Origin of the sequence: Vibrio sp. CUB2, from assembly GCF_001557945.1 — a bacterium.
Lineage (GTDB): Bacteria > Pseudomonadota > Gammaproteobacteria > Enterobacterales > Vibrionaceae > Vibrio > Vibrio owensii.
The window spans coordinates 34467-58603 of the sequence record NZ_LNRB01000010.1; the positions used below are offsets into that span (position 1 = coordinate 34467).

Sequence of the window (24137 nt, forward strand, 5' to 3'; positions counted from 1 at the left end):
GGAGGATTTGTAATGCAACAACACTACGATTACATCATCGTCGGTGCTGGCTCGGCAGGCTGTGTTTTGGCGGATCGCCTGAGTGAAAGCGGTCAGCACCAAGTCTTACTGTTGGAAGCGGGTGGCTCAGACAAGAGCATCTTCATCCAAATGCCAACGGCGCTGTCTTACCCAATGAATACTGAAAAGTACGCATGGCAGTTCGAAACTGTAGCTGAAGAGGGTTTAGACGGACGCCAACTGCATTGTCCACGCGGCAAAGTGTTAGGCGGAAGCTCTTCGATTAACGGAATGGTTTATGTTCGAGGTCATGCTTGTGACTTTGACGAATGGGAAGCAGAAGGCGCAAAAGGCTGGAACTACCAAGCTTGTCTGCCGTACTTCCGTAAAGCGGAAACGTGGACAGGCGGCGCAGACGAATACCGTGGCGACAGCGGTCCGGTAGGGACATGCAACGGCAACGACATGAAGCTTAATCCACTTTACCAAGCGTTTATTGAAGCAGGCAAAGATGCGGGCTACCCAGAAACACAAGATTACAACGGTTATCAGCAAGAGGGCTTCGGTCCGATGCACATGACGGTAGATAAAGGCGTGCGCGCTTCTACCTCTAACGCTTACTTAAGCCGTGCAAAAAAGCGCAGTAACTTCACCTTGATGAAAGGCGTAACGGCTCACCGTATTTTGCTGGAAGGCAAGAAAGCGGTCGGCATTGAGTTTGAGCAATCTGGCAAGATCAAACAGTGCTTTGCTAACAAAGAAGTGGTGTCGAGCGCGGGTTCTATCGGTTCGGTACAACTACTGCAACTCTCGGGTATTGGTCCTAAGACTGTGCTTGAGAAAGCGGGCATTGAAGTGAAACACGCTCTTGAAGGTGTGGGTAAGAACTTGCAAGACCACCTTGAAGTGTACTTCCAGTATCACTGTAAACAGCCGATCACGCTTAACAGCAAGTTAGGTTTGATCAGTAAAGGTTTGATTGGTACGGAATGGATTCTGACACGCAAAGGTCTGGGCGCAACCAACCACTTTGAATCGTGTGCGTTCATCCGTTCTCGTGAAGGGTTGAAATCGCCAAACATTCAATATCACTTTCTACCAGCGGCAATGCGCTATGACGGACGCGCGGCATTTGATGGTCACGGCTTCCAAGTGCATGTTGGTCCAAACAAGCCAGAGAGTCGCGGTAGTGTCGAAGTGGTTTCTGCCAACCCAAATGACAAGCCAAAAATCGAGTTCAACTACATATCGACGGAACAAGATAAGCAGGATTGGCGAGACTGTATTCGCCTAACGCGTGAAATCCTCAACCAACCAGCAATGGATGCGTTTCGGGGTGAAGAGATCCAGCCCGGTCTTAACATCACCAGCGATGACGCGATTGATGAATGGGTAAAGCAAAACGTGGAAAGTGCTTACCACCCATCGTGTAGCTGCAAAATGGGCGCAGACGATGACCCAATGGCAGTTCTGAATGAAGCCTGCCAAGTGCGTGGTTTTGAAGGCTTGCGCGTGGTGGATTCATCCATCTTCCCAACTATTCCAAATGGCAACTTAAACGCACCAACCATCATGGTCGCAGAGCGTGCAGCGGACATGATCTTGGGGAACGTACTCGAAGAATCGAATAACACACCAGTTTGGATTGCTCCGAACTGGCAAGAGACGCAAAGAATGCGTCCGCCGAAAAGAGACTTAAGCTCAATCTCATAAAGTCAGCAATCATTACAAGGAATTTAAACATGTCTACGATGACAAAAATCTTTTCATCTATCGCGCTGAGTGCAGCAGCGACAGGTGCTTACGCTAACCAATGTGAAACTGTTCGATTTGCCGATGTCGGCTGGACGGACATTACTGCAACTACTGCTGTTACCTCTGAGCTGCTAAAAGGCTTGGGCTACAAAACCAAGACCGACCTTCTGTCTGTACCTGTGACGTACTCTTCAATGGCAAACGGCGACATTGACGTGTTCCTAGGTAACTGGATGCCAACCATGGAAGGCGATATCGCCAAATATCGTGAAGCTGGCACAGTGGAAACCGTTCGCGCAAACCTAGAGGGCGCGAAATACACTCTAGCCGTGCCAAAGTATGTGTATGACGCAGGCGTGAAAAGCTTTGCTGACTTGGTAAAACATGCCGACAAATTTAAAGACCGCATCTACGGCATTGAGCCTGGCAACGATGGCAACCGTTTGATCCAAGATATGATCGACAGCGATGCATTCGGCTTGAAAGACTTCAGCCTAGTGGAATCAAGCGAAGCAGGCATGGTGTCTCAAGTGTCTCGCGCAGTGCGTCGTAACCAATGGATCGTTTACCTAGGTTGGGCACCACACCCAATGAACAGCAATGTTGAGATGGAATACCTATCTGGCGGTGACGACTTCTTTGGACCTAACTACGGTGGTGCCAATGTTTACACCAACGTGCGCCAAGACTACCTATCTGAGTGTCAAAACGTGGGTCAACTGCTTAAGAATCTAGAGTTCAGTCTAGAGATGGAAAACCAGTTGATGGAAGCGATTCTAAACCAAAAGCAGAAGCCAGCGAAAGCAGCACAAGAATGGTTGAATGCCAACCCACAACAATTTGAAGCGTGGCTAGAAGGCGTGAAGACGCTAGACGGCAAAGATGCAAAACAAGCGATTACTTCTTACCTAAAAACAAACGCTTAATCATTCCTCTCTTTAGGAAAAGGTGGGCAGCGATGCTCACCTATTAACACAAAGGTCTTATTGTGAATTTTATTACGGACAACAAACTTCCGTTGGGCGAATGGATGGAAACAGGCGTGGATTGGTTAACCATGAACGCGTCGGGTTTCTTTGATGCTATCTCTATTTTTCTCGAAACCATCATTCTATTCGTGGTGGATATTTTCAAATGGATGCCACCGGCAGCACCAATCATCATGACCGCAGCGATTGCGTGGTTCCTACACCGCAGCATTCCTTTAGTTGTGTTTATCGTGCTGGCGCTACTGACTATTCTTAACCTCGGCTACTGGCAAGAAATGCTGGAAACCTTTGTTCTCGTCTTCGCTGCGACAACGATTTCCGTATTAATTGGCGTACCGCTTGGCATTATGGCGGCGCATCGCCCGTGGTTGTATACCTTATTGCGCCCGATACTCGATTTAATGCAGACCGTACCAACGTTTGTGTATCTGATCCCTACATTGGTTCTATTTGGTTTAGGCATCGTTCCGGGTCTGATTTCCACCATTATCTTTGCCATCGCCGCGCCGATTCGTCTGACTTACCTTGGCATCACCAAAGTGCCAGAAGAGTTGATTGAAGCGGGTAAAGCCTTTGGTGCCAGTCGTATGAAATTGCTATTCAAAGTCGAACTCCCAGCAGCATTGCCAAGTATTATGGCGGGTATTACGCAGTGCATTATGTTGTCTCTTTCTATGGTGGTTATTGCTGCGCTAGTCGGTGCCGATGGTCTGGGTAAACCCGTCGTACGAGCACTGAACACGGTGAACATTTCTCAAGGCTTTGAAGCCGGTTTAGCGATTGTTTTGGTCGCGATTATTCTCGACCGTTTGTGCAAAGCACCAAACCAAAAGGAGGCATAACATGGATGCAATTACGATTGAAAACCTCGACGTTGTGTTTGGTCAGCAGCAAGAGCAAGCATTGGCGCTTTTAGACCAAGGTAAGTCTCGCCAAGAGATCATTGATGAAACCGGACAAGTGGTTGGTGTTGATAAGGTCTCAATGAGCGTCAAACAAGGTGAGCTCTGTGTATTGATGGGGCTGTCCGGTTCGGGTAAATCCAGCCTCCTTCGTGCCGTTAATGGTTTGAATGAGATCTCTCGCGGTTCACTCAAAATCAAAGATGGTGACGACATGGTAGAGCTTGCTAACTGTGACGAGCAGACTCTGCGTAACTTGCGTACTCACCGTGTATCGATGGTGTTCCAAAAGTTTGCGCTGATGCCGTGGTTAACGGTATTGGATAACGTGGCATTTGGTCTTGAGATGCAGGGCATTGGCAAAGCGGAACGTCGTAAAAAAGCGCGTGAACAACTTGAAATGGTTGGGCTAAGCGAGTGGGAGAGTAAATTCCCGCATGAGCTTTCTGGCGGTATGCAGCAGCGTGTTGGTTTGGCTCGCGCCTTTGCTATGGATACCGACATCTTACTAATGGATGAACCGTTTTCTGCGCTCGATCCGCTGATTCGCGCTCAGCTTCAAGATGAGCTGATTCAACTGCAAGAGAAGCTCAACAAGACGATTTTGTTTGTGAGCCATGACTTAGATGAAGCGCTGAAAATCGGTAACAACATTGCCATTATGGAGTCGGGCAAACTGATTCAACACGGCAAGCCGGAGCAAATCATCCTTGCGCCAGAAAACGACTATGTGGCGGACTTTGTTGCTCACACTAATCCGCTTAACGTATTGAAAGGTCGTTCACTAATGCAAGCGAGCACCGAGCTTAAGCAGCAGAATGACCGCGTATTGGTGTGTGCAGATAAGCAGATTTGGGTCGAGCAAGAGCCGAAAGGCTTAACGCTAGTGGATTCCGATAAGTCGTTGGTGAATTGGGAAAGTGGTTCAACCACACTCGACGACATTGGCGAAAGCACGGTTGTTCAAGCCAATCCAGATATCAGCATGCGTGAGGCGATTGAACTAAAGCAACGCAGCAACCAGCCGATATTGCTAGTAGAAGAGAACAAGCTAGTGGGCGTATTGAGTGATAACGAGTTGTACGATGCGCTGCTTGGTAACTTTAAGTCCAAGCAAGTGGCGTAGGCCGATTACACTTTCGAACAATAAAGAGCCGCTATCATGGCTCTTTTTTGTTTTAGTAGGGCGGCATCCTACATACACGATTAACGTGATTTCTGTAGTACGTTTAGCCTAGTTGAGTGTCAAACTCACTTAGGCAGATTTGTGGCATCTCTCGTCCAAAAACTCGTTGGAATTTCTGTATTCGCTTCTCTTCCTTTTGGTGACGCTTTGGCAGCAGAATTTGCTATACAAGGCTTATCAAAACCACTGGAGAAGAACCTAGAGTATTACCTCTCGCCATTAGCTGAAGTGCCGGCTGAAAACCTTTCTATTAGTCAACTCAACAAGCTGGTTAGGTCAGCGTTAAATCCTTTTGGTTACTACCATTCCGAGCTCAGAGTTCAGAGATCAGAGAATGATCTCATCACGCTTGAGGTTGACGCGGGGGAGGTGATGTTGGTCAAACAATCTAATATTGCTGTGTCGGGGGAGGCCAGTAACGATCAAGATTTCATCGAACTAATCAATCAAGCTCAACTTAAACAAGGGCAGCCGTTGCTTCATTCTGAGTACGATACGCTAAAGCGAAACTTGATTTCTTTGGCTCAGCAAAAAGGTTACTTGGATGGACGTTTTATCGAATCGTCTTTGGAAGTCATTCCAAGTTTGAATCAAGCCCATGTGAATCTGCATTTCTCTAGTGGTTCTCGTTACCAATTTGGAGAGCTGTCTGTTCTTACGTCGGGTATCGAAACGGCACGAATAGAAGCGATGAGAACATTTGAGCGGGGCGACGATTTTGACACTTTGAAATTGAGTCAATATCAGGCCGACCTCTCCAGTACTGATTGGTTTCGCAGTGTGATTGTGAAAGCGGATTTCGAGGAGATATCCGATGGTCATAAGGTGCCGATAGAAGTGCTCGCAGAGCCGAATTCACGCAATATTGTGGAGGTCGGTGGAGGGTATTCGACAGACTTGGGATTGCGCGCTTCGCTGAACTGGACCAAGCCTTGGTACAACGCACGTGGACACAGTTTTGAGGCACAAGCGTACGCTTCCAAACCGGAACAATCGCTATTACTTGGTTATAAAATTCCCACCCAAAATGTCCTGACGGATTACTACGGGATTCAGTTTGAATCTAAGCATGTCGATTATCGAGATACATCGAGTTTTTCTAATGATTTGTCGTTCGAAAAACACTGGCAGTTGGATAGTGATTGGCAAAGCACCATGCACGTTCGTTACTTGCAAGAAAGTTATCGACAAGCGTCGGAGAATAACGAGTCACAGTTGTTATTACCGGGGGTGACATTTTCGCTGCTTGATCGCAAGAATGACCAATTAGAAGTAAAGCACCGTCACGTTTACTCATTGGAATACTCAGACCCCAATTTTTTCTCCGATTCTCGTTTGCTGCGTATTGAGGGCAATAGTGTTCTGTCTTGGGATATTAGTGAAAAACACAAGTTTCACTTTCGTTCCAATGTTGGCATTAATGTCGCTGACACTTTGAGCGATATCCCATCATCATTACGCTTCTTTGCGGGAGGTGATGGCAATCTTCGTGGTTATGGTTATGAGTCTATCTCTCCGAGAGATGAAAATGGCGATTTAACCGGTGCTCGTTACATGTTTACTGCTGGGCTGGAATATCAATATCAGGTCTACCGCCAACTGTGGCTTGGGGCATTCTATGATGTCGGTGATGCCTTCAACGATAAGGTGGATTGGAAAAGTGGTACAGGGTTGAGTTTGATATGGAATTCAAAATACGTGCCCGTCAAAGTGGATTTTGCTTACGGGTTAGATGCTCCTCAAGGAGACCAATTCCGCGTTCACTTCTCACTAGGCACGCAGTTTTAGCGGGCATTAAAAAGGCTCTCATCCTTGCAGATAGAGAGCCTGTTTAATGCTTGATTGTTCAGAGTTCGAACTCCCCATTCAGTTTCTTGAATATCCAGTTAGGCGCCTTATGCCATCCACCATAGTTTGGATTCTTAGTATGGATTTCATTCATTGATTGCCACTGAGTTTGGCCTTGTCCATCTCGAGATACTCGCCAAAACAGTTCATCTTGTTGTCGGGTTAAGTAGTGCATGACATGTTCTGCAAAGGCTTCGCTTTGGACCAACACACCAAATTCCACATTGAGGAAATCCGATCTTGGGTCGAAGTTTGATGAGCCGATATAAGTCAGCCGATCATCGAGTATCACCGTCTTGTTGTGATAATAAGTATCCGCATGGAAGTAATGGTCATCATTTTTCGCTTGGTTTTTGTACTCAAGTATATGAACGCCCTTATCCAACAAGGTTTGGCGATGCTCTTCGTAATAAGCTGGAATAAAGCCAGAGTCATTAGATGCAGACGAGTTCGTCATTAACGTGATGTCCGCTTTTTGCTCCATCAAGGTATCAATAAAGGCAAATTCACCATCACTTGGTACCACATAAGGTGTTGATATCACTGCTTTGGATGCAGAGGTTATTTGTTGCCAAACTTGGTGTTCTGCACGTTTTCTAAAGTAGGGTTTGTTGTTTTCTAACTTGTCTAATGAGTCGAAAACGGGGGTGACTTGCGCAGTGATGAAGTCGGGACTGGTCAGTTGCTTAACTTGTTTTTCAACTTCCGCCAGAATGATGCTTTTGTCTTTCTCACCTTTATTAAGCGCTTTAGTAAACGCGGAATAGTTTGGGGTAACGTTAACGATGTTTTCTATTGGCGTAACATGCTGGCTGTCCCAAAGCTGTTGGTAGTTTTGGTCGAACGCTCGAATAATGCTGCCTTTGAACAAGACATCCATATCAAAGAAGTTGGCTATACGGCTGTAACCAAAATAGTCGTCGCCAATGTTACGTCCACCTAGAATCATCCATTGATGGTCGACGTTGAAGTACTTCTCGTGCAGACGATTGTCCAAACGTTGTTGGTGAGTAGAGAAGTTGACGGCGCGACCAATCCAACCTGACTTACGTGAATCAAACGGATTGAATAAGCGGATTTGAATGTTGTCGTGAGCGCTGAGATCTGCAAGCCATTTATCGTTAAACACCAATAAATCATCGAGAGTGAGTCGAATTTGCACGCCTCGATCTGCTGCTTGTTTGAGTTCATTGAGTAGCATCAAACCAAGCGTGTCAATCTCCCAAGAAAAGTAAGTCATATCGATGCTTTGCTGAGCATTTCTTACCAGCTCAACGCGACGCGCAAAGGCTTCCGGAGCGGTAGGAATTAAGTAAACTTTGGCTTGATGTTGAGTAGTTTGCCAATTGGCTTCAAAATCCGGTTCAACTTGCGGGTAGGGCTGGGCACAGCCAACCAATAGCACGCTGAAGATAAAGAGTAGCAGAGCACGAAGGGCGTTAGGAAACATGAGTAAACCTTCCTAATTATGTTCAAGGAATAAGGATGAAAAAAGCCAGCGAACTGGCTTTTAGGTATTCGGTAACGAGCTTTTAGTGACTGAAGATAACGTTACATGTGACTCAGAATCAGCCCAAGTTCCTCGAGACCGTTGAGGCGACCTTGGCGCAGTTTTGGATCGATGCCTGAGTGATGAGCATTGTCCCAGTCTTGTGTGGATTGAATACCGCCATCGTCATCGATCAGCAGTACTCGGTCAGTAGCATTGTTGTATTGGAAGTCCTCAAATAAACGTTCGCTAAACCACATACGAGAGAGTTCGTTCATCATTGCTTTGTCTTTGCTACCTGGGCGAACACTTGAACCATCAAGCTTTAATGCCTTGTTAAACACAAATGGTAATTCCGATGCATTACAAGCGCCGACAATACAACTGATGCTTTTGAGTAAATCGCCAACGTCGAGATCGCCATTTTCACCTTTGGTATTGTAAGTCCATACGTTGAATCCAGGTTTGTAGTCAAAGTAGTAGAAGCTTGGCGTTGCTCCTGTTGCTTCTTCAGTTGAAACTTTATGACGGTTTGGACCCGTGAAGAGCAAATCATGCAACGTGGTTTTGAATTGCTGCATGTTTTTCGCCGCGCCATTCAGTTCACTTTCATCGTTAGGGAAAAAGTCAGCCAGAGCAAGTAACTCAGTGGTTGAATCGGAGTTCCCCAAACCGAAAAACAACTTAGTCATCGCCTCATAAGCGGTGCTAGGCAGCAGTTCCAATAAGTCAGAAAGATCGAGTTCAATCGAAGCTGAATCGCTGAGTAATGAACGATATTCAGCGCGTAAACGGTTCAAGTTCGCATCCGATTCTAGCCACTCCACCATGTATTCGACGATTAAGGTTTCGTCACCACTTTCGATGATTTCTGGCGCTTCTTGGCTCAAAATATCAAGGATAGTTGGGATCAAAAATGTCAGGCTCGGCAGCATGCCCAGAGTATTGCTCTCTGCACTGTTTGAGCCAATTACCGTCGGTACGATCCATTCACTCTCAATCGCTTGTTCAGTAAAGTGATAGCCTGGTACTTCTTTCACTAGAAACGCTGGTGGGCGATGCTCGATGTAAGGCGCAAATGGCATCAACGTAGCTAATGGGCTGTTGTCGCGTGTTGGGCTTATAACCGGAATATTCGCGGCGGTCAGTACCCAGTTCTTAAGACGTTGAATAGGATCAAGCATCTCGCTCTGTACCTTCATAACCTCTTCAAGTGGTAGTAACGCAAGATCTTCAACGCTTTGCTCTGGTCTTTGGCTCTTGGCAACATCGTAACTTTTATATTCAAAGCCGTAAGCGTTGCTTTGCATGATGGCACGTTGAAAGTGCTCACCTGCGATTGCAGCATCGCCTTTTGATTGCTGTAAAATTCCCACCGACATGGCACCCGCACCTTGACCCATGAGTGTCACGTTTTGCGGATTGCCGCCGAATGCCTCTATGTTTTGTTGAACCCATTCTAGCGCGTGTTTTTGATCGCCTAGGCCAAAGTTACCGCCCTCAGGGTTGTCCAAACCATCAACCCAAACACTGCCCAACAAGCCCAAACGGTAGTTAAAAGTAACAGCAATAAACGGGTTACCATCGTCAGCACCTTGTGCAACCACCATATCACCATGAATCAGCGGTTCTGAGCCCGCGCCGTATTCAAAGTCTCCACCGTGAATAAAGACATAAACTGGCAAATCTGCGTACGCTTCTGTCCCGGTTGGTCGCCAAATGTTTAGGTTCAAACAATTTTCTGACTGCGTTTGAGTCGTGGTTTTTAATTGCGGACACGCATCACCGAACTGAGTCGCATCAACATCGCCTTCAAGTGGGGCCACAATGCTGTGCTGAAAGCGGTCTGCTTGCGCAAATTGGATACCTTTGAACGCCTCTATCGCTGCCAGTTTTTCATCCGCATCAAGCGGTGTGATGACAAGGGACTCTTTAGTGGCTTGAATGGTCGCATCACCAATTTCCAAAGAGATTTGCTCTGGCGGTAACGGTTGTAATGGCTCCGGATCGTAAGGAACGCTAGGTTTACTTGAATCATCACCACAAGCCGCTAAGGCAAGAGTGATGGTAATGGCTAAAGTTGAGCGATTGAGTAAAGTCATTGTTATGTCCAAAAGTCATTTGGTGCGTACACCGAAAATGTTAAACGGCATCTAACAAGCGACGTCCTGACGCTTTGGTATTAATCCGTGAATGGTTGGATGGCTTGTTGTATTGATGGCTCAAATGGTAGGGCATCAGTGACAGTTTCAATAATCGCCTTTGTAGGATGCAGTCCTACCATCCAATGGCCTACCAATGTGTTATTTCTTTGTGTGCTATTGCTTTGTGCGATTAGAAGCGATAACCCAAGTTCAAGGTCAGTGAGTCACGTGTTTCGCCTTTGTTGTAAAGCATGGTTAAGTTGTAGTTCTTACCGATTTGCTTATTGAAACCTGTCAGGAATGCCCACTCGTTAAGCTCGACACCGATGTCGTAATCGAACTCGATATCTCCGGTTTTTACTCGGCCATCCATACGAGAGTCCAAGCCTTGATATTCAGCACCGACAAAGAACTGGGTACGGTAGTCGACTAACTGATAACCAAGCATCGGTTGAACGGTAACAATGCCGTCACCCCAGTCATCCAAGCCTTTTAAACGTGTCTGAGAGTACGTGCCAGTCACAGAAGCAAAGAACTCTTTGTAACCAACCGAGAGTGTTGTACCGACACCGCGCAAATCGTATTCAAGGTGAATTGGCACGTTCAGTCGCCCGCGATTACATAGGGCAGACAAACCATCACAAAACTTGTCGCCTAAGCCCGGGAGACGATCATTAAGCTTGTCTTTTAGATACTGGCCACCTTCGCCTGTGTATCCCGCATCCACGTTCGCATCGACATTGATTTTGCCGACGTAACCAAACACGTTCCAAAAAGGGAGGATGTTCACATCACCACGAACACTGAAACTCTCTGCGTTCACAATCCCGACGGTGTCTTCTGGGTCGAATAGGTCGTTTAGACGCACGCCATCAATAGTGAAGTCATTGAATGGGATGTTCATATCTTGGTTACGGTAAGCCATTGATACACCAAACGGCAGCGGTAAATCGATGCCTTGTCGACGCACCATATCGCCCATTAATGGGAAGATACGATCAAGTTTTACACTGGCTTCTTGCATGCGTGGGTCAGAAACTTCGTTCAAGCGCTTCTCATCCAACACTTGCACACCAATGTCATCCTCATAGATGGCAACAGGTTTAAGAGTGCTGAACATTTTCAGTGGTTTGTTTTTGCTTGAGCCAACAATTTCAGTGTGTTTGCTCGCAATCACAAGTTTGCCAGAATCCAACTTTTGAAAGCGGATCTCTTGATGGTACGTATCCACCTTGTATTTGTGGTGTGTGAACGGCTTTTCGTTAGTGATGACCATGCGTTTTGGTTCACCGTTAACGAGTTCGATATCGACGCTTAAGAAACGGAAATAGGCGATGTCTTGTGGAAGCCCATATTTTGAGTAGTTGAAGCTGACAACGACATTGCCGTTTTGATCTTCTTTTGCTCGCACCGATGAAGAATCAAAGCTCTCTGCGTAATTACGCAGACGATATTCTGTGCGCGTGAAGGCTTCGATTTCATCCAACACTTTTTCGTTCTTATCTAGCTCTTCAGGGTTGTATTTGATGCGTAAATCGATATTGCCCTTGCTGTCGGTGTTCTTTACAAGGAACACCGAAGAGTCACGGACCTCGTTGCCGATTTGAACCGTTCGGTGAGCATGCTCTACCAAGTGCTCGCCTTGCACTAGAGAACTGATGGCCAGTTTCGGTAGATCATGGCTGATACCGTATTTGTCGAAGAGCTGGCGACCTTGTTCCATTACTTCGTTGTAAGTTGTCTCTTTTGCGGCGAAGCTAAAAGTGGGGGTAGTAAGCATTAGTGCGCTCGCTAGAACAGTAAGAGAAGATGTCTTGCTAGCGCGTATTTCAAAAAAACTCATGACGATTTCCACTCTGAATAGCCTCAGACCTTCGAGACTCAGACAGTTAATGTGTCACTGAACTTCTTGTTCAGTTGGATAGATGTGTTTGCTGTGATTGATGTTGTGAATGCAGCGTTTTTAATTGCATTTCGTAAATCAATGAGAGGATTTTATGGGGGGTAGAGAAATCCCGTTAATCGCTTTTGATGGATACTATCCTCGCTTTAAGGGTGAGGCAGGAATAGGGCAGTGAACAAAGCAAAAAGCCCCGCAGAGCAAAAGCAATGCGGGGCTTTAGTTTCAAGAACGGAGGTGACGCTTAGGCCGTGACGCGAACACGGAACAGATCGGTAAACAACTTGGCAATCATCAAAATGATCATAATGTTTACTAGCATCAGCAATGGCGTTTCAATTCGATACGCTGGGGTTAAGTTGAGCGCACCCGATGTCAAAACAACCAATAAGTTAATACCTAGGATTCTATGTACCATCAGTTTTGGTGTGGAAAAAACCTTCCAAATCACGATGATGTTGATGAAGTAGAACAAGGCAAGCTGCCATAGCTCGGTCATAATGGGCATTAAGAAAATGTATTGCAGAAGGATCACGGTTCCCGTACCTATCACCCCAAAAAAAGCATCCTTAATAATGCTCGGTGGCATGGTAGGAACGAGTGATGAGAATACACCGGCCAGCATAGGGAAAATGAACCCTCCGGGCACAGGAAGGTAAATCCAGATCAGCAGCGACGTCACGAACATGGAGACACCTTGCAGTACCTTTCTTCCGTCTTCATTCAAATGCTGGATGAAGGTTCGATGCTCATGATGCCAAACAGTATTTTTATCGCCTCGAATAACAGAAGAGACGTTGCCAACAAACGATGTACTCGGCTTTTTCATATCAAAGCTTTGAAGTTGCTGTGCTAACGTCGGCCAATCGATCTCATTACGTTTCGGCTTATCGGCTTGTTCTAGCAATCGGTCTTGGATCTGTGCCATCTCATTTAAACGCGCGCGCCATAGTTGACGATGCTCTTTTAAATGGTAGCTACCAGTGAGCGGCAAGCTGATCAGTTGGAACAGTTTCTCTATGTTAGTCGTATTGGTTTCCAGTGCTTCTATATCAATGTGGCGAGGGTTATTCATGGCATTAAACATCGCCTCACGGCTTGTCTCAAAACGCTGAATGAAGTTTTGTTCCGTGTTTACTGGCCACACTAAGCGATACACCACCGAGAAGGTGATCACGCCAAGAATCGTCTCCTGCATACGAAGGACGGCGAAGTGGAACGTTGCTTGATTGTCAAAGCCACCCATGCAGGCGACGATCGAACACACAGCAAAACCGATGGTAAACACATAACCATACTTTTCGTCGCTCGACATGAAAATGCACACCCCCAAAAACAAGGTGAAGAAGGTGAGGAACAAAAAGCGGTCTTGAGAAAACATCGCAATAAGAAAAAAGGCATAACCGGTGCCCAATAAGGTTCCCAACAACCGGTTATGACCTTTGTTTATCGAGTGGGCGAAGCTTTCATTCAATGCCATCACCGCGACCGCAATTGCCGCCCAGTAAGGTTTCTCCCATTGAAACCATAAGGCGAGGCAGATCGCGATAACGATAGAGAGCGCGGCTTTGATCGCTTCTTTGGTTGAGGCGCTGAACATAACAATCACCGAACTATTTAATGATTTTGATAGAAGCCGTCATACCCACGCGAAGTTGCAGATCGTCTGGCAGTTCATCCAGTTTTACTTTGATGGGAATACGTTGAGCCAAACGAATCCACTGGAAGTTCGGATTGACATTCGGCAGGAGGTCATTGCCTGTGCTGCCATCTTGCTTAGCAATACCGTAGCCGATGCTTTTGATTTCACCTTTTAGTTGTACATCGTTGTGCATCATCAAGGTTACGTAAGCAGTGTCTTCAGGGTTGACGCCAACAAGATCTGTCTCTTTGAAGTAACCTTCAATCCAAAAGCTGTCTTCATCAATTAGGGCAACGACCGGAGAGTTGGCGACCACTTGAGAACCGACACGTAAATTCAAATTAGTGATGTAACCATTCGTTGGAGCATAAACTTTGGTGTAATCAAGGTTCAGTCTTGCTTCCTCTACATTGGCTTTTGCGAGTTCTACGTTGGCAACCGCCGTTTCTACCGCATTGTTTAAGTTGTTCAATGTCAGTACAGGTACGGCTCCAGGTGTGCGCTTTTCTAACTTAAGTGCTCGCTGCTCTTCGTTTTTTGCTTTTGCTAGCAGAGCGACCGCTTGTTTTTGAGTCGCCAGCGCTTTGTGGTATGCGGCTTTATAGATGCTAGGGTCGATCTCAAACAGTAAATCGCCTTGTTTCACTTGCGAGTTGTCTTCGACATACACGTTAATGACTTGTCCTGTCACACGCGGCGTGATTGAGACAATGTATGCACTGACTTGACCGTCTCGTGTCCAAGGACTGCTTGAGTACGACTGGTAATAGCTGAAAATCACACTGCCAGCGGCACAAAGCAGTAGCAATGTGATGAGATAACGTTTAATCACGGGATTTGCCTCAAAAGATGGTAATGAATCGACCAATAACGCCAGTAAAAATCACAATTAGGCTCAGCTCTGCGAGTGCAGGAAATGCAACGTACTTGTGGATACCCAGTTTTGTAGCAATGGTTCCGACCAAAATGGTGAGCATGTAAGCCAATGCAATAACCAGCAACAAGGGTGGGAAGTAAACTTCGCCCCACACAAGTTCATGTGGCATTGAGTTCATGGTGTTTTTCTCTATTAACTTGATGAATGGAAAGATAAGGCAAATGGTGGCATCCGTGATAATCGCTTTTGGAGGATCTAATCCATCAAACGAAAGGTGTTATGCGCTATATAGAGGGGATGATGCAACCAAACCGCTTTTTGGAGAGCGAAAACAAAAATAAAATTATTTTCTGATTTATCTGATGTTCATTGCATAACACTAAGTTATTAAATTTTCGACAATTATTGCTCAATGTTCGCTTTTTAATACGCGAAGTGATGGTTTCATCCATCAAATGGGATTACGAGTTGTGAGTTTTTGTTCCTAATATTCGCTTCGAAGCAAACGAGATGCTTTTTAAATTAAATAATCCAACAAATATGAGTGACAGATTATTCGTTAGATTATTTGAGTTTTATATTTATTAGTAAGAGTAAAATTGTCATGGAAATTATTTCTAACCTTTTTGACATGGCACCATTTGTTGCTCTCTTTATTACGCTCTCTCTCGGTTATATGGTAGGTAAAATTACCATTGGTCGATTTGTTCTTGGCGGTGTAGCCGGAACATTATTAATGGGTGTAATTATTGGGCAATTTGGTGTTCATATTGATCCCGGCGTAAAAAGCATTTTCTTTGCGCTCTTTATTTACGCAGTAGGGTATCAAGGTGGTGCGCAGTTCTTCAAAGCATTGAACTTTAGAACCATCAACATTCTACTTTCTGCTGTTGTGATGACGGTCTCTGGCCTGCTTTGTGTGTTAGCGGCAGCTTGGATGTTTGATCTAGACAGAGGTACGGCAGCGGGTCTTGCAGCGGGTGGTTTGACTCAATCGGCAATCATCGGTACAGCGGGTGATGCGATCGCACGTCTTGGTGGTGTGACAGAAGAAGCAAAACACCTAATGCAGACCAACGTCGCAGTAGGCTATGCAGTTACGTACATCTTTGGTTCGCTTGGTCCAATTCTTATGGTGACATGGGTATTCCCAACACTGATGAAGTGGGATATCCGAGCAGAAGCGATTGCTCTAGAAGAGAAAAACTCAAATGGTAAGCGCGATCTTGCGCCGGGTGAATTCAACGCAGTAACCGCGCTGGTTACACGAGCATTTAAAGTGAGCAAAGATGGCGGGCTAGCAGGAAAAACCTTGGCTCAGTTAAACCAGCACGCACTAGCAGCTTGTATTGAATTGATTCAACGTGATGGCAAAGTGCTAGAAGTGGACAAATTCACCGCACTGAAAGAAGGGGATGTCATTGTTGTAACAGGTCGTCGTAATGCGGTACATCAGCTGCAAGATGGTTTGGCTGACAACGAGATTGCACTTCCAGAAGGCTATGAAGTTATTGAAGAAAACCGTCAACTGATTGCGGACAACCGCAAACTGATTGGTAAGTCGCTGCAAGAGATTAAAGAGGCTTCGAACCAAGGTTCAATGCGCGGCATTTATGTGACGGATTACATTCGTGAAGGCAGCTCTATCGAAATGACGCCGGATCTTGTGGTGAAGAAAAACGACGTCATCCAGCTTACAGGTACAGCAAAAGACATTAATCGCGTTGAGAAAAACATCGGTCAACGCATGGGCTCTGCAACCATGACGGACTTCATTGTGCTAGGTATGGGCATGGTGCTTGGTCTATTGATTGGTCTCATCAGCTTTAAGATTGCTGGTATTCCCGTCACCATCGGTTCTGGTGCAGGTTGTTTGATCTCAGGTTTGATCGTCGGTTGGTTACGTAGCCGCAATCCACACGTTGCTCAGTTCCCAGAAGGTGCAGCGAACTTCATTCGAGATTTCGGTTTGGCAGCATTTGTGGGCATTGTTGGCTTAGAGGCAGGCCCTCAAGCGGTCGACACCATCAAAGAACACGGCATGTCTCTGTTGTTCCTTGGTATGGCTGTGACCATTATTCCTCAGTTTATTTCGTTCTTCTTCTCATACTTTGTATTGAAGATTAAGAACCCAGTTGAAGCACTAGGTTGTGTTACAGGTGGACGAAGTGCAAACCCAGCGTTCGCGGCTTTAATGGAAAAAACAGGCAACGCAACGCCAGTATTCTCATTCACCGTGACTTATGCAGTCGCCAATGTACTGCTTACCCTATGGGGTCCAATTATTGTCGGCATTATTACTTTAAACGCAGGCATGTAATTTAAATAAATTCGAACACGCTTATCGCCTAATTAAATAGGCGATAGGGGAAGTATTATCAAAATTTAAGTAAATAATAGATTCAGGTAAATATTATGACTACGCAAAACACAACAATTGATTTTTCAAAATTTGCAGATTTAAGCCCATTTGAATTAAAAGATAAACTTATTGAAGTGGCACAAACTGTTCCTGACCGCGCGTTATTAGATGCTGGTCGTGGTAACCCTAACTTTCTAGCGACGCTACCACGTAAAGCGTTCATTCGTTTGGGTGAATTCGCAGTGTTGGAAGCAGAGCGCACTTACTCATACCTAGATGGTGGTTTTGGTGGCATTCCCGATGGTGTGGGCATTGTTGAGCGCTTCGACACGTTTGCAAACGACAATAAGAAAGACCAAGGCGTGCAGTTCCTAGAAAAGTCACTGAGCTACGTAAAAGACCGTTTGGGTCTAGAGAAACAAGCTTTCTTGAATGAGCTGGTTAACGCATACCTTGCATGTAACTACCCTGTGCCACCACGTATGTTGACGAACATCGAAACCGTTGTGAAGCAATACATTGCAGAAGAGATGTACGGCCCAATGCCAATGACAACAGACTTCGATCTGTTTGCAACTGAAGGCGGTACTGCGTCTATGACGTACACGTTCCAAACTATGTTCAACAACGGTCTGTTGAAGAAAGGTGACAAGGTTGCGCTAATCACTCCAATCTTTACGCCGTACCTAGAGATTCCAGAGCTTAGTGAATACGAACTGGAAATCGTTGAGCTACGTTTGGATGAGACCACATGGCAACTGCCTATGTCTGAAATCGAAAAGCTTGCAGATAGAGACATCAAACTGCTTTGTGTCGTGAACCCAGCAAACCCTGCGTCTGTGAAGTTCTCGGACGAGACTCTGGATAACCTATCAAACTTCGTGAACAACGAACGTAGCGACCTGTTCATTGTGACTGACGATGTATACGGCACATTTGCGGACGACTTTGTCTCACTGTTCGCGAAACTGCCATACAACACGCTTTGTGTTTACTCGTTCTCTAAGTACTTCGGTGCAACAGGCTGGCGTTTAGGCTCGATTGCGATTCAAGACAACAACGTGTTTGACGATGCAATGCGCAGCCTTCCTGAAGCGCGTCAACTTGAGTTGGACGATCGTTACAAAACACTGACTCCGGAACCTCGTGAGATTAAGTTTATTGACCGTATCGTAGCAGACAGCCGCAGCGTAGCGCTTAACCACACAGCAGGTTTGTCTCTTCCTCAACAAGTTCAAATGGCGTTGTTCTCATTGAACTGCTTGATGGACTCAGAACAAAACTACAAAGAAGCATGTAAACGTATCATCCGTGAGCGTTACAAAACTCTGTACAAAAACATGGGTGTAGAAATTGAAGAAAACAAAGATCGTGTGGACTACTACACACTGCTTGAGCTCGACACTTTGGGCGGCAAATTGTACGGACCAGCCTTCGTTGAATGGTTCAAAGCGAGCGAGAAGGGCAAAGACTTCCTGTTCCGCCTTGCACATGAAACCGGCGTTATCCTACTTCCAGGCCAAGGCTTCGATGTAGTGCACGCATCAGTTCGAGTTTCGTTAGCAAACCTTACTCACCACGAATACGAGCTTATCGGTCGTGCAACACGCAAAGTGTTGGATGAGTACTTTGCTGAGTTCCAGGGCTAATTAATCCAGCCTGATTAAGAATAGGCCTCGGCGTTGTCGAGGCTATTCCGACCAAATAAGCACAGTGCGCGGCATTGTGTTTATTTAGTCGCCAAGCTAACAAACTTCCCAATTAAGAGTGACTTATGAAAAGCATTATTTCTATTCAATCTCATGTGGTTTATGGCCACGCAGGAAACAGTTCTGCAGTCTTCCCAATGCAGAGAATGGGGCTTGAAGTCTGGCCAATCCACACGGTTCAGTTCTCAAATCATACGCAATACCAACAAGGCTGGACGGGACAACGATTCGGCTCTGACGATATTCGTTCATTAATGCGCGGTTTGGACAATATTGAAAAGCTCAGTGAATGCGGTGCGGTACTGTCCGGTTATCAAGGCAGCGCAGAGCAATGCCGCGCCGTCGCTGAAGCCGTCAGTTTAGTTAAATCGCGTAACCACAGCGCGCTTTACGTGTGCGACCCAGTGATGGGTGATCCAGATAAAGGCTGCATTGTAGAGGACGGCGTCAAAGAAGCGATCAACCATAGTTTGTTGCCCATCGCTGATGTGATTGTTCCAAACCAGTTTGAACTGAGTGAGCTAACGGGCGTGAAAATTGACTCCCTTTATGATGCGGTCACTGCATGCAAAAAGGCCCTAGAGCTGGGACCAAAAATGGTATTGGTGAAACACCTGCATGCGCTAACAGATGATGCCTTCAGTATGATCTTAGCGACACCAAAAGCGTGTTATTTAGCTCAACGCCCAAGTATTGATTTTGACCAGCAACCCGTGGGCGTTGGGGATTTGATTTCTGCAATTTTCACTTCTTGTTTGGTGAAGAAGATGTCTCCTGTCGCTGCATTTCGTCATGCTCACAATGCGGTTTATGGCGTATTAGAGATCACCAAAGGCTATGGCACATGGGAACTGCAGACGATCAACGGCCAATACGAATTTGTCGAGCCGACGCATGAGTTTAATGTCGTGAAAATCGCCTAGTGCTACGGCGCAGATGGATACGTAAAGTGATGACTAGAAGCTAAGCGCGACGTTATGAAATCTGTGCGTCATTGCATTGATGGATAGCGTCCTACATCTGCGATTACAGCGTTTTGATGCGCTTAGATATAGTACTTCCACACAACGAAACGGACTTCATTTTGACCCAATTAACTTCAAACTGAGTCTCTGGTCATACGCCAGAGAACATTAAATGAGACTGACTATGAATCGTTTAATTTCCTCTGGTGTAACGATAGCACTCTCGCTCTTGGTAGTGGCTTGCAGCTCACCCCATACGCTGGATGTCCGCGTTTCTCCAAGCAACTATAAAGACGTTGAAATCGCAAACTCGACACCGAAAGAACCGCTTCGAATGTGGGCCAATGAGGCTCCCGATTTCCTTTATTCGGCACACAATCAAACCACACCAATCAAAGTAGAAGGTGAACAGCTCAATATTTTGGCCTTATCGGGTGGTGGCGTAAACGGCGCATACGGTGCCGGAGTTTTGATGGGCTTACAGGAAAAGGGTGAACTGAAAGAATACGCCATCATTACTGGCATTAGCGCGGGGGCGTTAATTGCGCCATTTGTTTTCATCGGTGGTGATGCAATGCCAAAGATGAAAGAAGTCATGCTCAACATCAACGACAAAAGCGTCCTGGGTAAAAAGAACTTTTTAAACACACTGTTTAAGGACGCGTTTACCGATGGCGAGAACCTCTATGACTTCATTGCGGACGCTTACCCTGAGCCAATGATTGAGGCGATGGCACAGCAACATCGCAATGGTAAACGCCTCTTTATCGGCAGTACCCATTTTGATTCAGGTGAATTAGTAATTTGGAACATCGGCGCGATTGCGAATAGTGACTTAGTGGACAAATCTGAATTGATCTACAAAGTGCTTGCCGCAAGTGCATCGATCCCTGGAGTTTTCCCTCCACAATTTATCGATGTTGAACATGGTGGGGAAACACTTGAAGAGTTACACGTAGATGGTGGTCTTGCAGCGCAGGTGTTCTTTAATCCGTCTAACTTCAACTATCAACAAATTTCAGAGGCTCTGGGGTTAGAAAAAGCACCTCAGTTAGATGTTATTCGCAATGGTGCTTTGAAAGCACCGTATCGACCACTAAAAGACAAAGGTTTGGATTTGGTCTCAAAAAGCGTCTCAAGCCTTACGTTAGCGCAAACTCGTGGTGATCTGTATCGAATGAAATACATCAGTGAAATCAACGATATCGAGATGCAGTTTACTTATATCGACCAAGACTTCGGATACGCCAAAGTGACGAAAGACATGTTCGACCAACATTACTTGCTAACGATTTACGAATATGGATTCAAAAAAGCCACCCAAGGACAACTTTGGGTGACTGAACTCCCTTAACACAGGAAAAAAACACAATGAAAAAAGCCGTTCTAACGTTAATGATGCTCACTGCTTCTGCGACTGCATTTGCACAAAGTGGTGCTCACCTTGACCAGCAAAAAGTCGACAGTGATATGCAGCAACTGTCTGCCATTAAAGAAGAAGGTGCAGCCTTTATCATGATTGATGAGAACTCGAGTTACGTGGCAGTAGAGTATGTGGGTAAGTGGGAAGAGATCAACAACTATGTCTCACACAAAGAAGCAAAGCAACGCAAATTGGAAAAAGTGAACAAGCAGTTTGTGTATTCGCAAGCCGGTGAAACGCTAGCGTCATTAGAACAGAAGATCGTTGACCACATTCAAGCTGACCAACCTAAGTATTTTAGTGTGGATGTTTACCGCGATTACCATGGTGACTCGGGTGAATTTAACTATTTGGCTCGCGTTGTTGAGTATAACTAAGATGGAAGAAACCTACTGACTTTAGTAGGTTTTTTTATGTAGCCGAGAAGGAATTCAAACGCAGCTTGTTACCGTTACCGAGTAGCAATTCTACTATCTTGTGATAATTTAATTAGATAACTCTAAAAAGTAAGCACAACCTATGAATTTTAGTTTTGAACAACTTCTCGCGTTCGTGACCGTTTATGAACAGCTTTCATTCAGTAAGGCAGCGGTCAAACTCAATAAGCACCGAACCACAATAGGGCAGGTGATCACCAATCTTGAAGACCAACTAGCTGTTAACTTGTTTGAACGAGTCGGGCGATCGGTAGAGCCAACAGAAGATGGTCACTATCTGTACCATTATGCTAAACAAACCATCGAACAGGCTCGTACTTTCGATAAAGTCGCACTGAGTCTTTCTTACGGTGGATTAGAAAGCGTTAACATCGCCTATTCTAGTGTGATTCCGCATCGTGCTTTGGTTGAAATTCGCCAGCAATTGTTACGTGACTTTCCGTTAATGCGTGTGAACTTCTTTGTTCGGAATAAACAGGACATCAAAAAGGGGATCGCTAGTGGTGAGTTCCACTTCGGTATCGTCAATGTTCATGATAGTCAGGCGATGCACAGTTTTGATGCCACCTTCCTTGGGCATTTCGAGTTTTTCCCTTTTGCACAAAAAGGTGGAGAGCTGTCTAAGTTGAAGAAAGATGAAGTCTTAACCGCATTGAAAAGCAGCAAGCAATTTGTCTTACGCTCATTTATCGAAGAAGGCATGGCGGAGAAGATCATCGTTAGCTCTGATAACGAAGAAGTCGATCAGCTTGCCCTAGTAATAAAAATGGTCGAAGCGGGCTTGGGTTGGGCGCTACTGCCTAAAACCTTTGCTAACACTGAGTTTGCCAACCATTCGATTGAACCTGTTGAATCTGCCGAGATGCTTGAAGGGTTCAAGTTTGGTTTTGCACTATGGTGTCCACATTCCAAACAGATTGGTGATATCAAGCAATCGCTAATGACCGTGATAAATAACTATCGCCAACGATTCGAAGACAGCCTTCGTCGCTGATTCCAAAGACTCATTTCATTCCAACAAGGCTCATTTAGAGCCTTGTTTTCGTTTTATCCGACTCGAAATATTCGGCTAGAAATTTTGAAGGATCACACCCTCTATACGAGAGTATGGGATATCACTATTTTGCCTTAATCTAGCCCTGCGAATGGGGTCACCCAGAGCAAAAAGTGTTTTATCTATATGTCTGCTGCACGGATGCAGAATTTTCAGCCGGGTCCTTACTGCCCGGCTTTTTTTATCTGAGGATTTATTATGAATAGCCAACGCCAAGGTGCGTTACTTTCTACATCCGTCTTATTGGCATTTCCATCTTTCGCCTCATTTTATGACCCAATTGACGGACAATTTGATATGGGGCATTACATCGCAGAAAACGCCCACGGATTTTTGCCTATTCCCATTTTGATCACTGAACCTGCTGTTGGCTACGGTGGCGGAGTTGCAGGGCTGTTTCTCCATGAAACCGAAGAAGAGAAAAACAAGCGAAAGCAAGCAGCACTAGAAGCGATTGATGGTGGTGCACAACTTGTTCCTGCTGCTATGACCGTTGCCGGCGCTTTAGGGACAGAAAATGGCACATGGTTTGTCTTTGGAGGACACCGTCATTCATGGCTTAATGATCGTGTTCGCTACATCGGTGTTGGTGGCTTTGGGGTTGCAAATCTGGACTTGTATAAACAGTTATCGTTTGGCCCAATTCAAAAAGACTTGAGATTTGGCACCACCACCTCGGTTGCCGCGCTCTCACAAAAGGTGCAAGTGCGCATTGCAGACACGCCTATCATGGTTGGCGTAAAACAGTTATTGGCAAAGTCTAAGGTTGAGTCTGACAACAAACTCGTTGAAACCGTCATGGAACTGACATTAGGGGACGAGAATCTCACATCGGGTTTGGGATTAGAGCTGGAGTACGACACCAGAGACAACCTCTTTTTTCCAATCAAAGGCGCTAGGATCAGTGCCGATTATATGTTCTACGATGATGCCATCGGCAGTGATTACAACTATCGTAATCTCAACCTCGAAGGGGAAGGCTTTATTCCTTTGGCTGAGAAGTGGACACTTGGTTTAGCAGGAAACTATCAGCGCTTCGAACAAGATGACCTATTTGTATCTCCAACGGCAAAGCCATATGTGTCGCTACGCGGTGTCTCCTCTTACCGTTATCAAGGGGATGAAATCGAAACGCTACAAGGTCAACTCACTTACAGCATTACTCACCGTTGGAAAGTATCTGCTTTTTACGGCGAAGGCAAAGCGATTCAAAAAGAATCTGCAGAAAAGGAAAACAAAGTAAAAGCGGGTGGCGTCGGTTTTCGTTATCAGATTGCTCGTCGCTATGGATTGCATTTAGGAATGGACTACGCGGTGAGCGATGAAGAAAGCGCAATATACTTCAACGTTGGAAGTGGATTTTAAACAAAAAAAGAGCCGTACTCTTAGACTGAGAAACTAAGAAGTACGGCTCTTTCAATTTGAACAATGATTTAGATAGCTAAGCTCTAGGCT

At 45.6% G+C, this 24137-nt stretch carries 18 protein-coding genes; 12 read left to right on the top strand and 6 right to left on the bottom strand.

Annotated features, from left to right (window positions below):
- Positions 1 to 12 precede the first annotated feature (12 nt).
- From betA to ATB78_RS16920, 5 genes are all read left to right on the top strand, one after another.
- Positions 13 to 1713, top strand: a complete 1701-nt coding sequence (gene betA / locus ATB78_RS16900) for a choline dehydrogenase (protein WP_061009374.1) — start codon at positions 13 to 15, stop codon at positions 1711 to 1713.
- A 29-nt stretch (positions 1714 to 1742) separates the two neighbouring features.
- On the top strand, positions 1743 to 2681 hold the full coding sequence (locus ATB78_RS16905; RefSeq protein WP_050910269.1) for a choline ABC transporter substrate-binding protein: 939 nt from the start codon (positions 1743 to 1745) through the stop codon (positions 2679 to 2681).
- Positions 2682 to 2743: 62 nt separating this feature from the next.
- On the top strand, positions 2744 to 3586 hold the full coding sequence (gene choW / locus ATB78_RS16910; protein ID WP_038888377.1) for a choline ABC transporter permease subunit: 843 nt from the start codon (positions 2744 to 2746) through the stop codon (positions 3584 to 3586).
- 1 nt (position 3587) lies between these two features.
- Positions 3588 to 4772 carry a choline ABC transporter ATP-binding protein gene (gene choV, locus ATB78_RS16915; protein ID WP_061009376.1) on the top strand — a complete coding sequence of 395 codons (1185 nt, stop codon included), beginning with the start codon at positions 3588 to 3590 and terminating at the stop codon, positions 4770 to 4772.
- Positions 4773 to 4913: 141 nt separating this feature from the next.
- Positions 4914 to 6620, top strand: coding sequence for an autotransporter assembly complex family protein (locus ATB78_RS16920; protein WP_061009378.1), 1707 nt, complete (start codon positions 4914 to 4916; stop codon positions 6618 to 6620).
- 58 nt (positions 6621 to 6678) lie between these two features.
- Here the strand turns inward: ATB78_RS16920 and ATB78_RS16925 are convergent, their stop codons facing one another.
- The 6 genes from ATB78_RS16925 to ATB78_RS16950 form a co-directional block, all read right to left on the bottom strand.
- A complete protein-coding gene (locus ATB78_RS16925; RefSeq protein ID WP_061009380.1) occupies positions 6679 to 8130 on the bottom strand; it encodes a phospholipase D family protein in 1452 nt (483 codons plus the stop codon).
- A gap of 101 nt (positions 8131 to 8231) precedes the next feature.
- Positions 8232 to 10271 (bottom strand): carboxylesterase family protein, encoded by a 2040-nt coding sequence (locus ATB78_RS16930; RefSeq protein WP_061009381.1) that lies wholly within the window; start codon positions 10269 to 10271, stop codon positions 8232 to 8234.
- A 232-nt stretch (positions 10272 to 10503) separates the two neighbouring features.
- Positions 10504 to 12156, bottom strand: coding sequence for a hypothetical protein (locus ATB78_RS16935; RefSeq protein WP_061009383.1), 1653 nt, complete (start codon positions 12154 to 12156; stop codon positions 10504 to 10506).
- Positions 12157 to 12457: 301 nt separating this feature from the next.
- Positions 12458 to 13813: an FUSC family protein gene (locus ATB78_RS16940; protein ID WP_061009385.1), complete on the bottom strand. Its 1356-nt coding sequence runs from the start codon at positions 13811 to 13813 to the stop codon at positions 12458 to 12460.
- A 13-nt stretch (positions 13814 to 13826) separates the two neighbouring features.
- The gene (locus tag ATB78_RS16945) at positions 13827 to 14687 is read right to left on the bottom strand and encodes an HlyD family secretion protein (protein WP_061009388.1); all 861 of its coding nucleotides are present in this window, start codon (positions 14685 to 14687) and stop codon (positions 13827 to 13829) included.
- A gap of 10 nt (positions 14688 to 14697) precedes the next feature.
- Positions 14698 to 14910, bottom strand: coding sequence for a DUF1656 domain-containing protein (locus ATB78_RS16950; RefSeq protein ID WP_033005140.1), 213 nt, complete (start codon positions 14908 to 14910; stop codon positions 14698 to 14700).
- Positions 14911 to 15336: 426 nt separating this feature from the next.
- Between ATB78_RS16950 and aspT the strand changes: the two genes are divergently transcribed.
- The 7 genes from aspT (at position 15337) to ATB78_RS16985 (ending at position 24047) form a co-directional block, all read left to right on the top strand.
- The gene (gene aspT, locus ATB78_RS16955; RefSeq protein ID WP_031781104.1) at positions 15337 to 17052 is read left to right on the top strand and encodes an aspartate-alanine antiporter; all 1716 of its coding nucleotides are present in this window, start codon (positions 15337 to 15339) and stop codon (positions 17050 to 17052) included.
- Positions 17053 to 17147: 95 nt separating this feature from the next.
- Positions 17148 to 18743: a bifunctional aspartate transaminase/aspartate 4-decarboxylase gene (locus ATB78_RS16960; RefSeq protein WP_061009390.1), complete on the top strand. Its 1596-nt coding sequence runs from the start codon at positions 17148 to 17150 to the stop codon at positions 18741 to 18743.
- Positions 18744 to 18868: 125 nt separating this feature from the next.
- Positions 18869 to 19726 carry a pyridoxal kinase PdxY gene (gene pdxY / locus ATB78_RS16965; RefSeq protein WP_061009392.1) on the top strand — a complete coding sequence of 286 codons (858 nt, stop codon included), beginning with the start codon at positions 18869 to 18871 and terminating at the stop codon, positions 19724 to 19726.
- Between the two features lie 226 nt (positions 19727 to 19952).
- Positions 19953 to 21122: a patatin-like phospholipase family protein gene (locus ATB78_RS16970; protein ID WP_061009394.1), complete on the top strand. Its 1170-nt coding sequence runs from the start codon at positions 19953 to 19955 to the stop codon at positions 21120 to 21122.
- A 17-nt stretch (positions 21123 to 21139) separates the two neighbouring features.
- Positions 21140 to 21568: a hypothetical protein gene (locus ATB78_RS16975; RefSeq protein ID WP_061009395.1), complete on the top strand. Its 429-nt coding sequence runs from the start codon at positions 21140 to 21142 to the stop codon at positions 21566 to 21568.
- Between the two features lie 142 nt (positions 21569 to 21710).
- On the top strand, positions 21711 to 22622 hold the full coding sequence (locus tag ATB78_RS16980) for a LysR family transcriptional regulator (RefSeq protein ID WP_061009397.1): 912 nt from the start codon (positions 21711 to 21713) through the stop codon (positions 22620 to 22622).
- A 258-nt stretch (positions 22623 to 22880) separates the two neighbouring features.
- Positions 22881 to 24047, top strand: coding sequence for a BamA/TamA family outer membrane protein (locus ATB78_RS16985; protein ID WP_061009399.1), 1167 nt, complete (start codon positions 22881 to 22883; stop codon positions 24045 to 24047).
- Positions 24048 to 24137 lie beyond the last annotated feature (90 nt).

What these genes read in the sequence shown, in the direction of transcription:
- betA (WP_061009374.1), top strand. Translation starts at nt 13, where the DNA reads ATGCAACAACACTACGATTACATCATCGTCGGTGCTGGCTCGGCAGGC.
- ATB78_RS16905 (WP_050910269.1), top strand. Translation starts at nt 1,743, where the DNA reads ATGTCTACGATGACAAAAATCTTTTCATCTATCGCGCTGAGTGCAGCA.
- choV (WP_061009376.1), top strand. Translation starts at nt 3,588, where the DNA reads ATGGATGCAATTACGATTGAAAACCTCGACGTTGTGTTTGGTCAGCAG.
- ATB78_RS16925 (WP_061009380.1), bottom strand. Translation starts at nt 8,130, where the DNA reads ATGTTTCCTAACGCCCTTCGTGCTCTGCTACTCTTTATCTTCAGCGTG.
- ATB78_RS16930 (WP_061009381.1), bottom strand. Translation starts at nt 10,271, where the DNA reads ATGACTTTACTCAATCGCTCAACTTTAGCCATTACCATCACTCTTGCC.
- ATB78_RS16935 (WP_061009383.1), bottom strand. Translation starts at nt 12,156, where the DNA reads ATGAGTTTTTTTGAAATACGCGCTAGCAAGACATCTTCTCTTACTGTT.
- ATB78_RS16940 (WP_061009385.1), bottom strand. Translation starts at nt 13,813, where the DNA reads ATGTTCAGCGCCTCAACCAAAGAAGCGATCAAAGCCGCGCTCTCTATC.
- ATB78_RS16950 (WP_033005140.1), bottom strand. Translation starts at nt 14,910, where the DNA reads ATGAACTCAATGCCACATGAACTTGTGTGGGGCGAAGTTTACTTCCCA.
- aspT (WP_031781104.1), top strand. Translation starts at nt 15,337, where the DNA reads ATGGAAATTATTTCTAACCTTTTTGACATGGCACCATTTGTTGCTCTC.
- ATB78_RS16960 (WP_061009390.1), top strand. Translation starts at nt 17,148, where the DNA reads ATGACTACGCAAAACACAACAATTGATTTTTCAAAATTTGCAGATTTA.
- pdxY (WP_061009392.1), top strand. Translation starts at nt 18,869, where the DNA reads ATGAAAAGCATTATTTCTATTCAATCTCATGTGGTTTATGGCCACGCA.
- ATB78_RS16970 (WP_061009394.1), top strand. Translation starts at nt 19,953, where the DNA reads ATGAATCGTTTAATTTCCTCTGGTGTAACGATAGCACTCTCGCTCTTG.
- ATB78_RS16975 (WP_061009395.1), top strand. Translation starts at nt 21,140, where the DNA reads ATGAAAAAAGCCGTTCTAACGTTAATGATGCTCACTGCTTCTGCGACT.
- ATB78_RS16980 (WP_061009397.1), top strand. Translation starts at nt 21,711, where the DNA reads ATGAATTTTAGTTTTGAACAACTTCTCGCGTTCGTGACCGTTTATGAA.
- ATB78_RS16985 (WP_061009399.1), top strand. Translation starts at nt 22,881, where the DNA reads ATGAATAGCCAACGCCAAGGTGCGTTACTTTCTACATCCGTCTTATTG.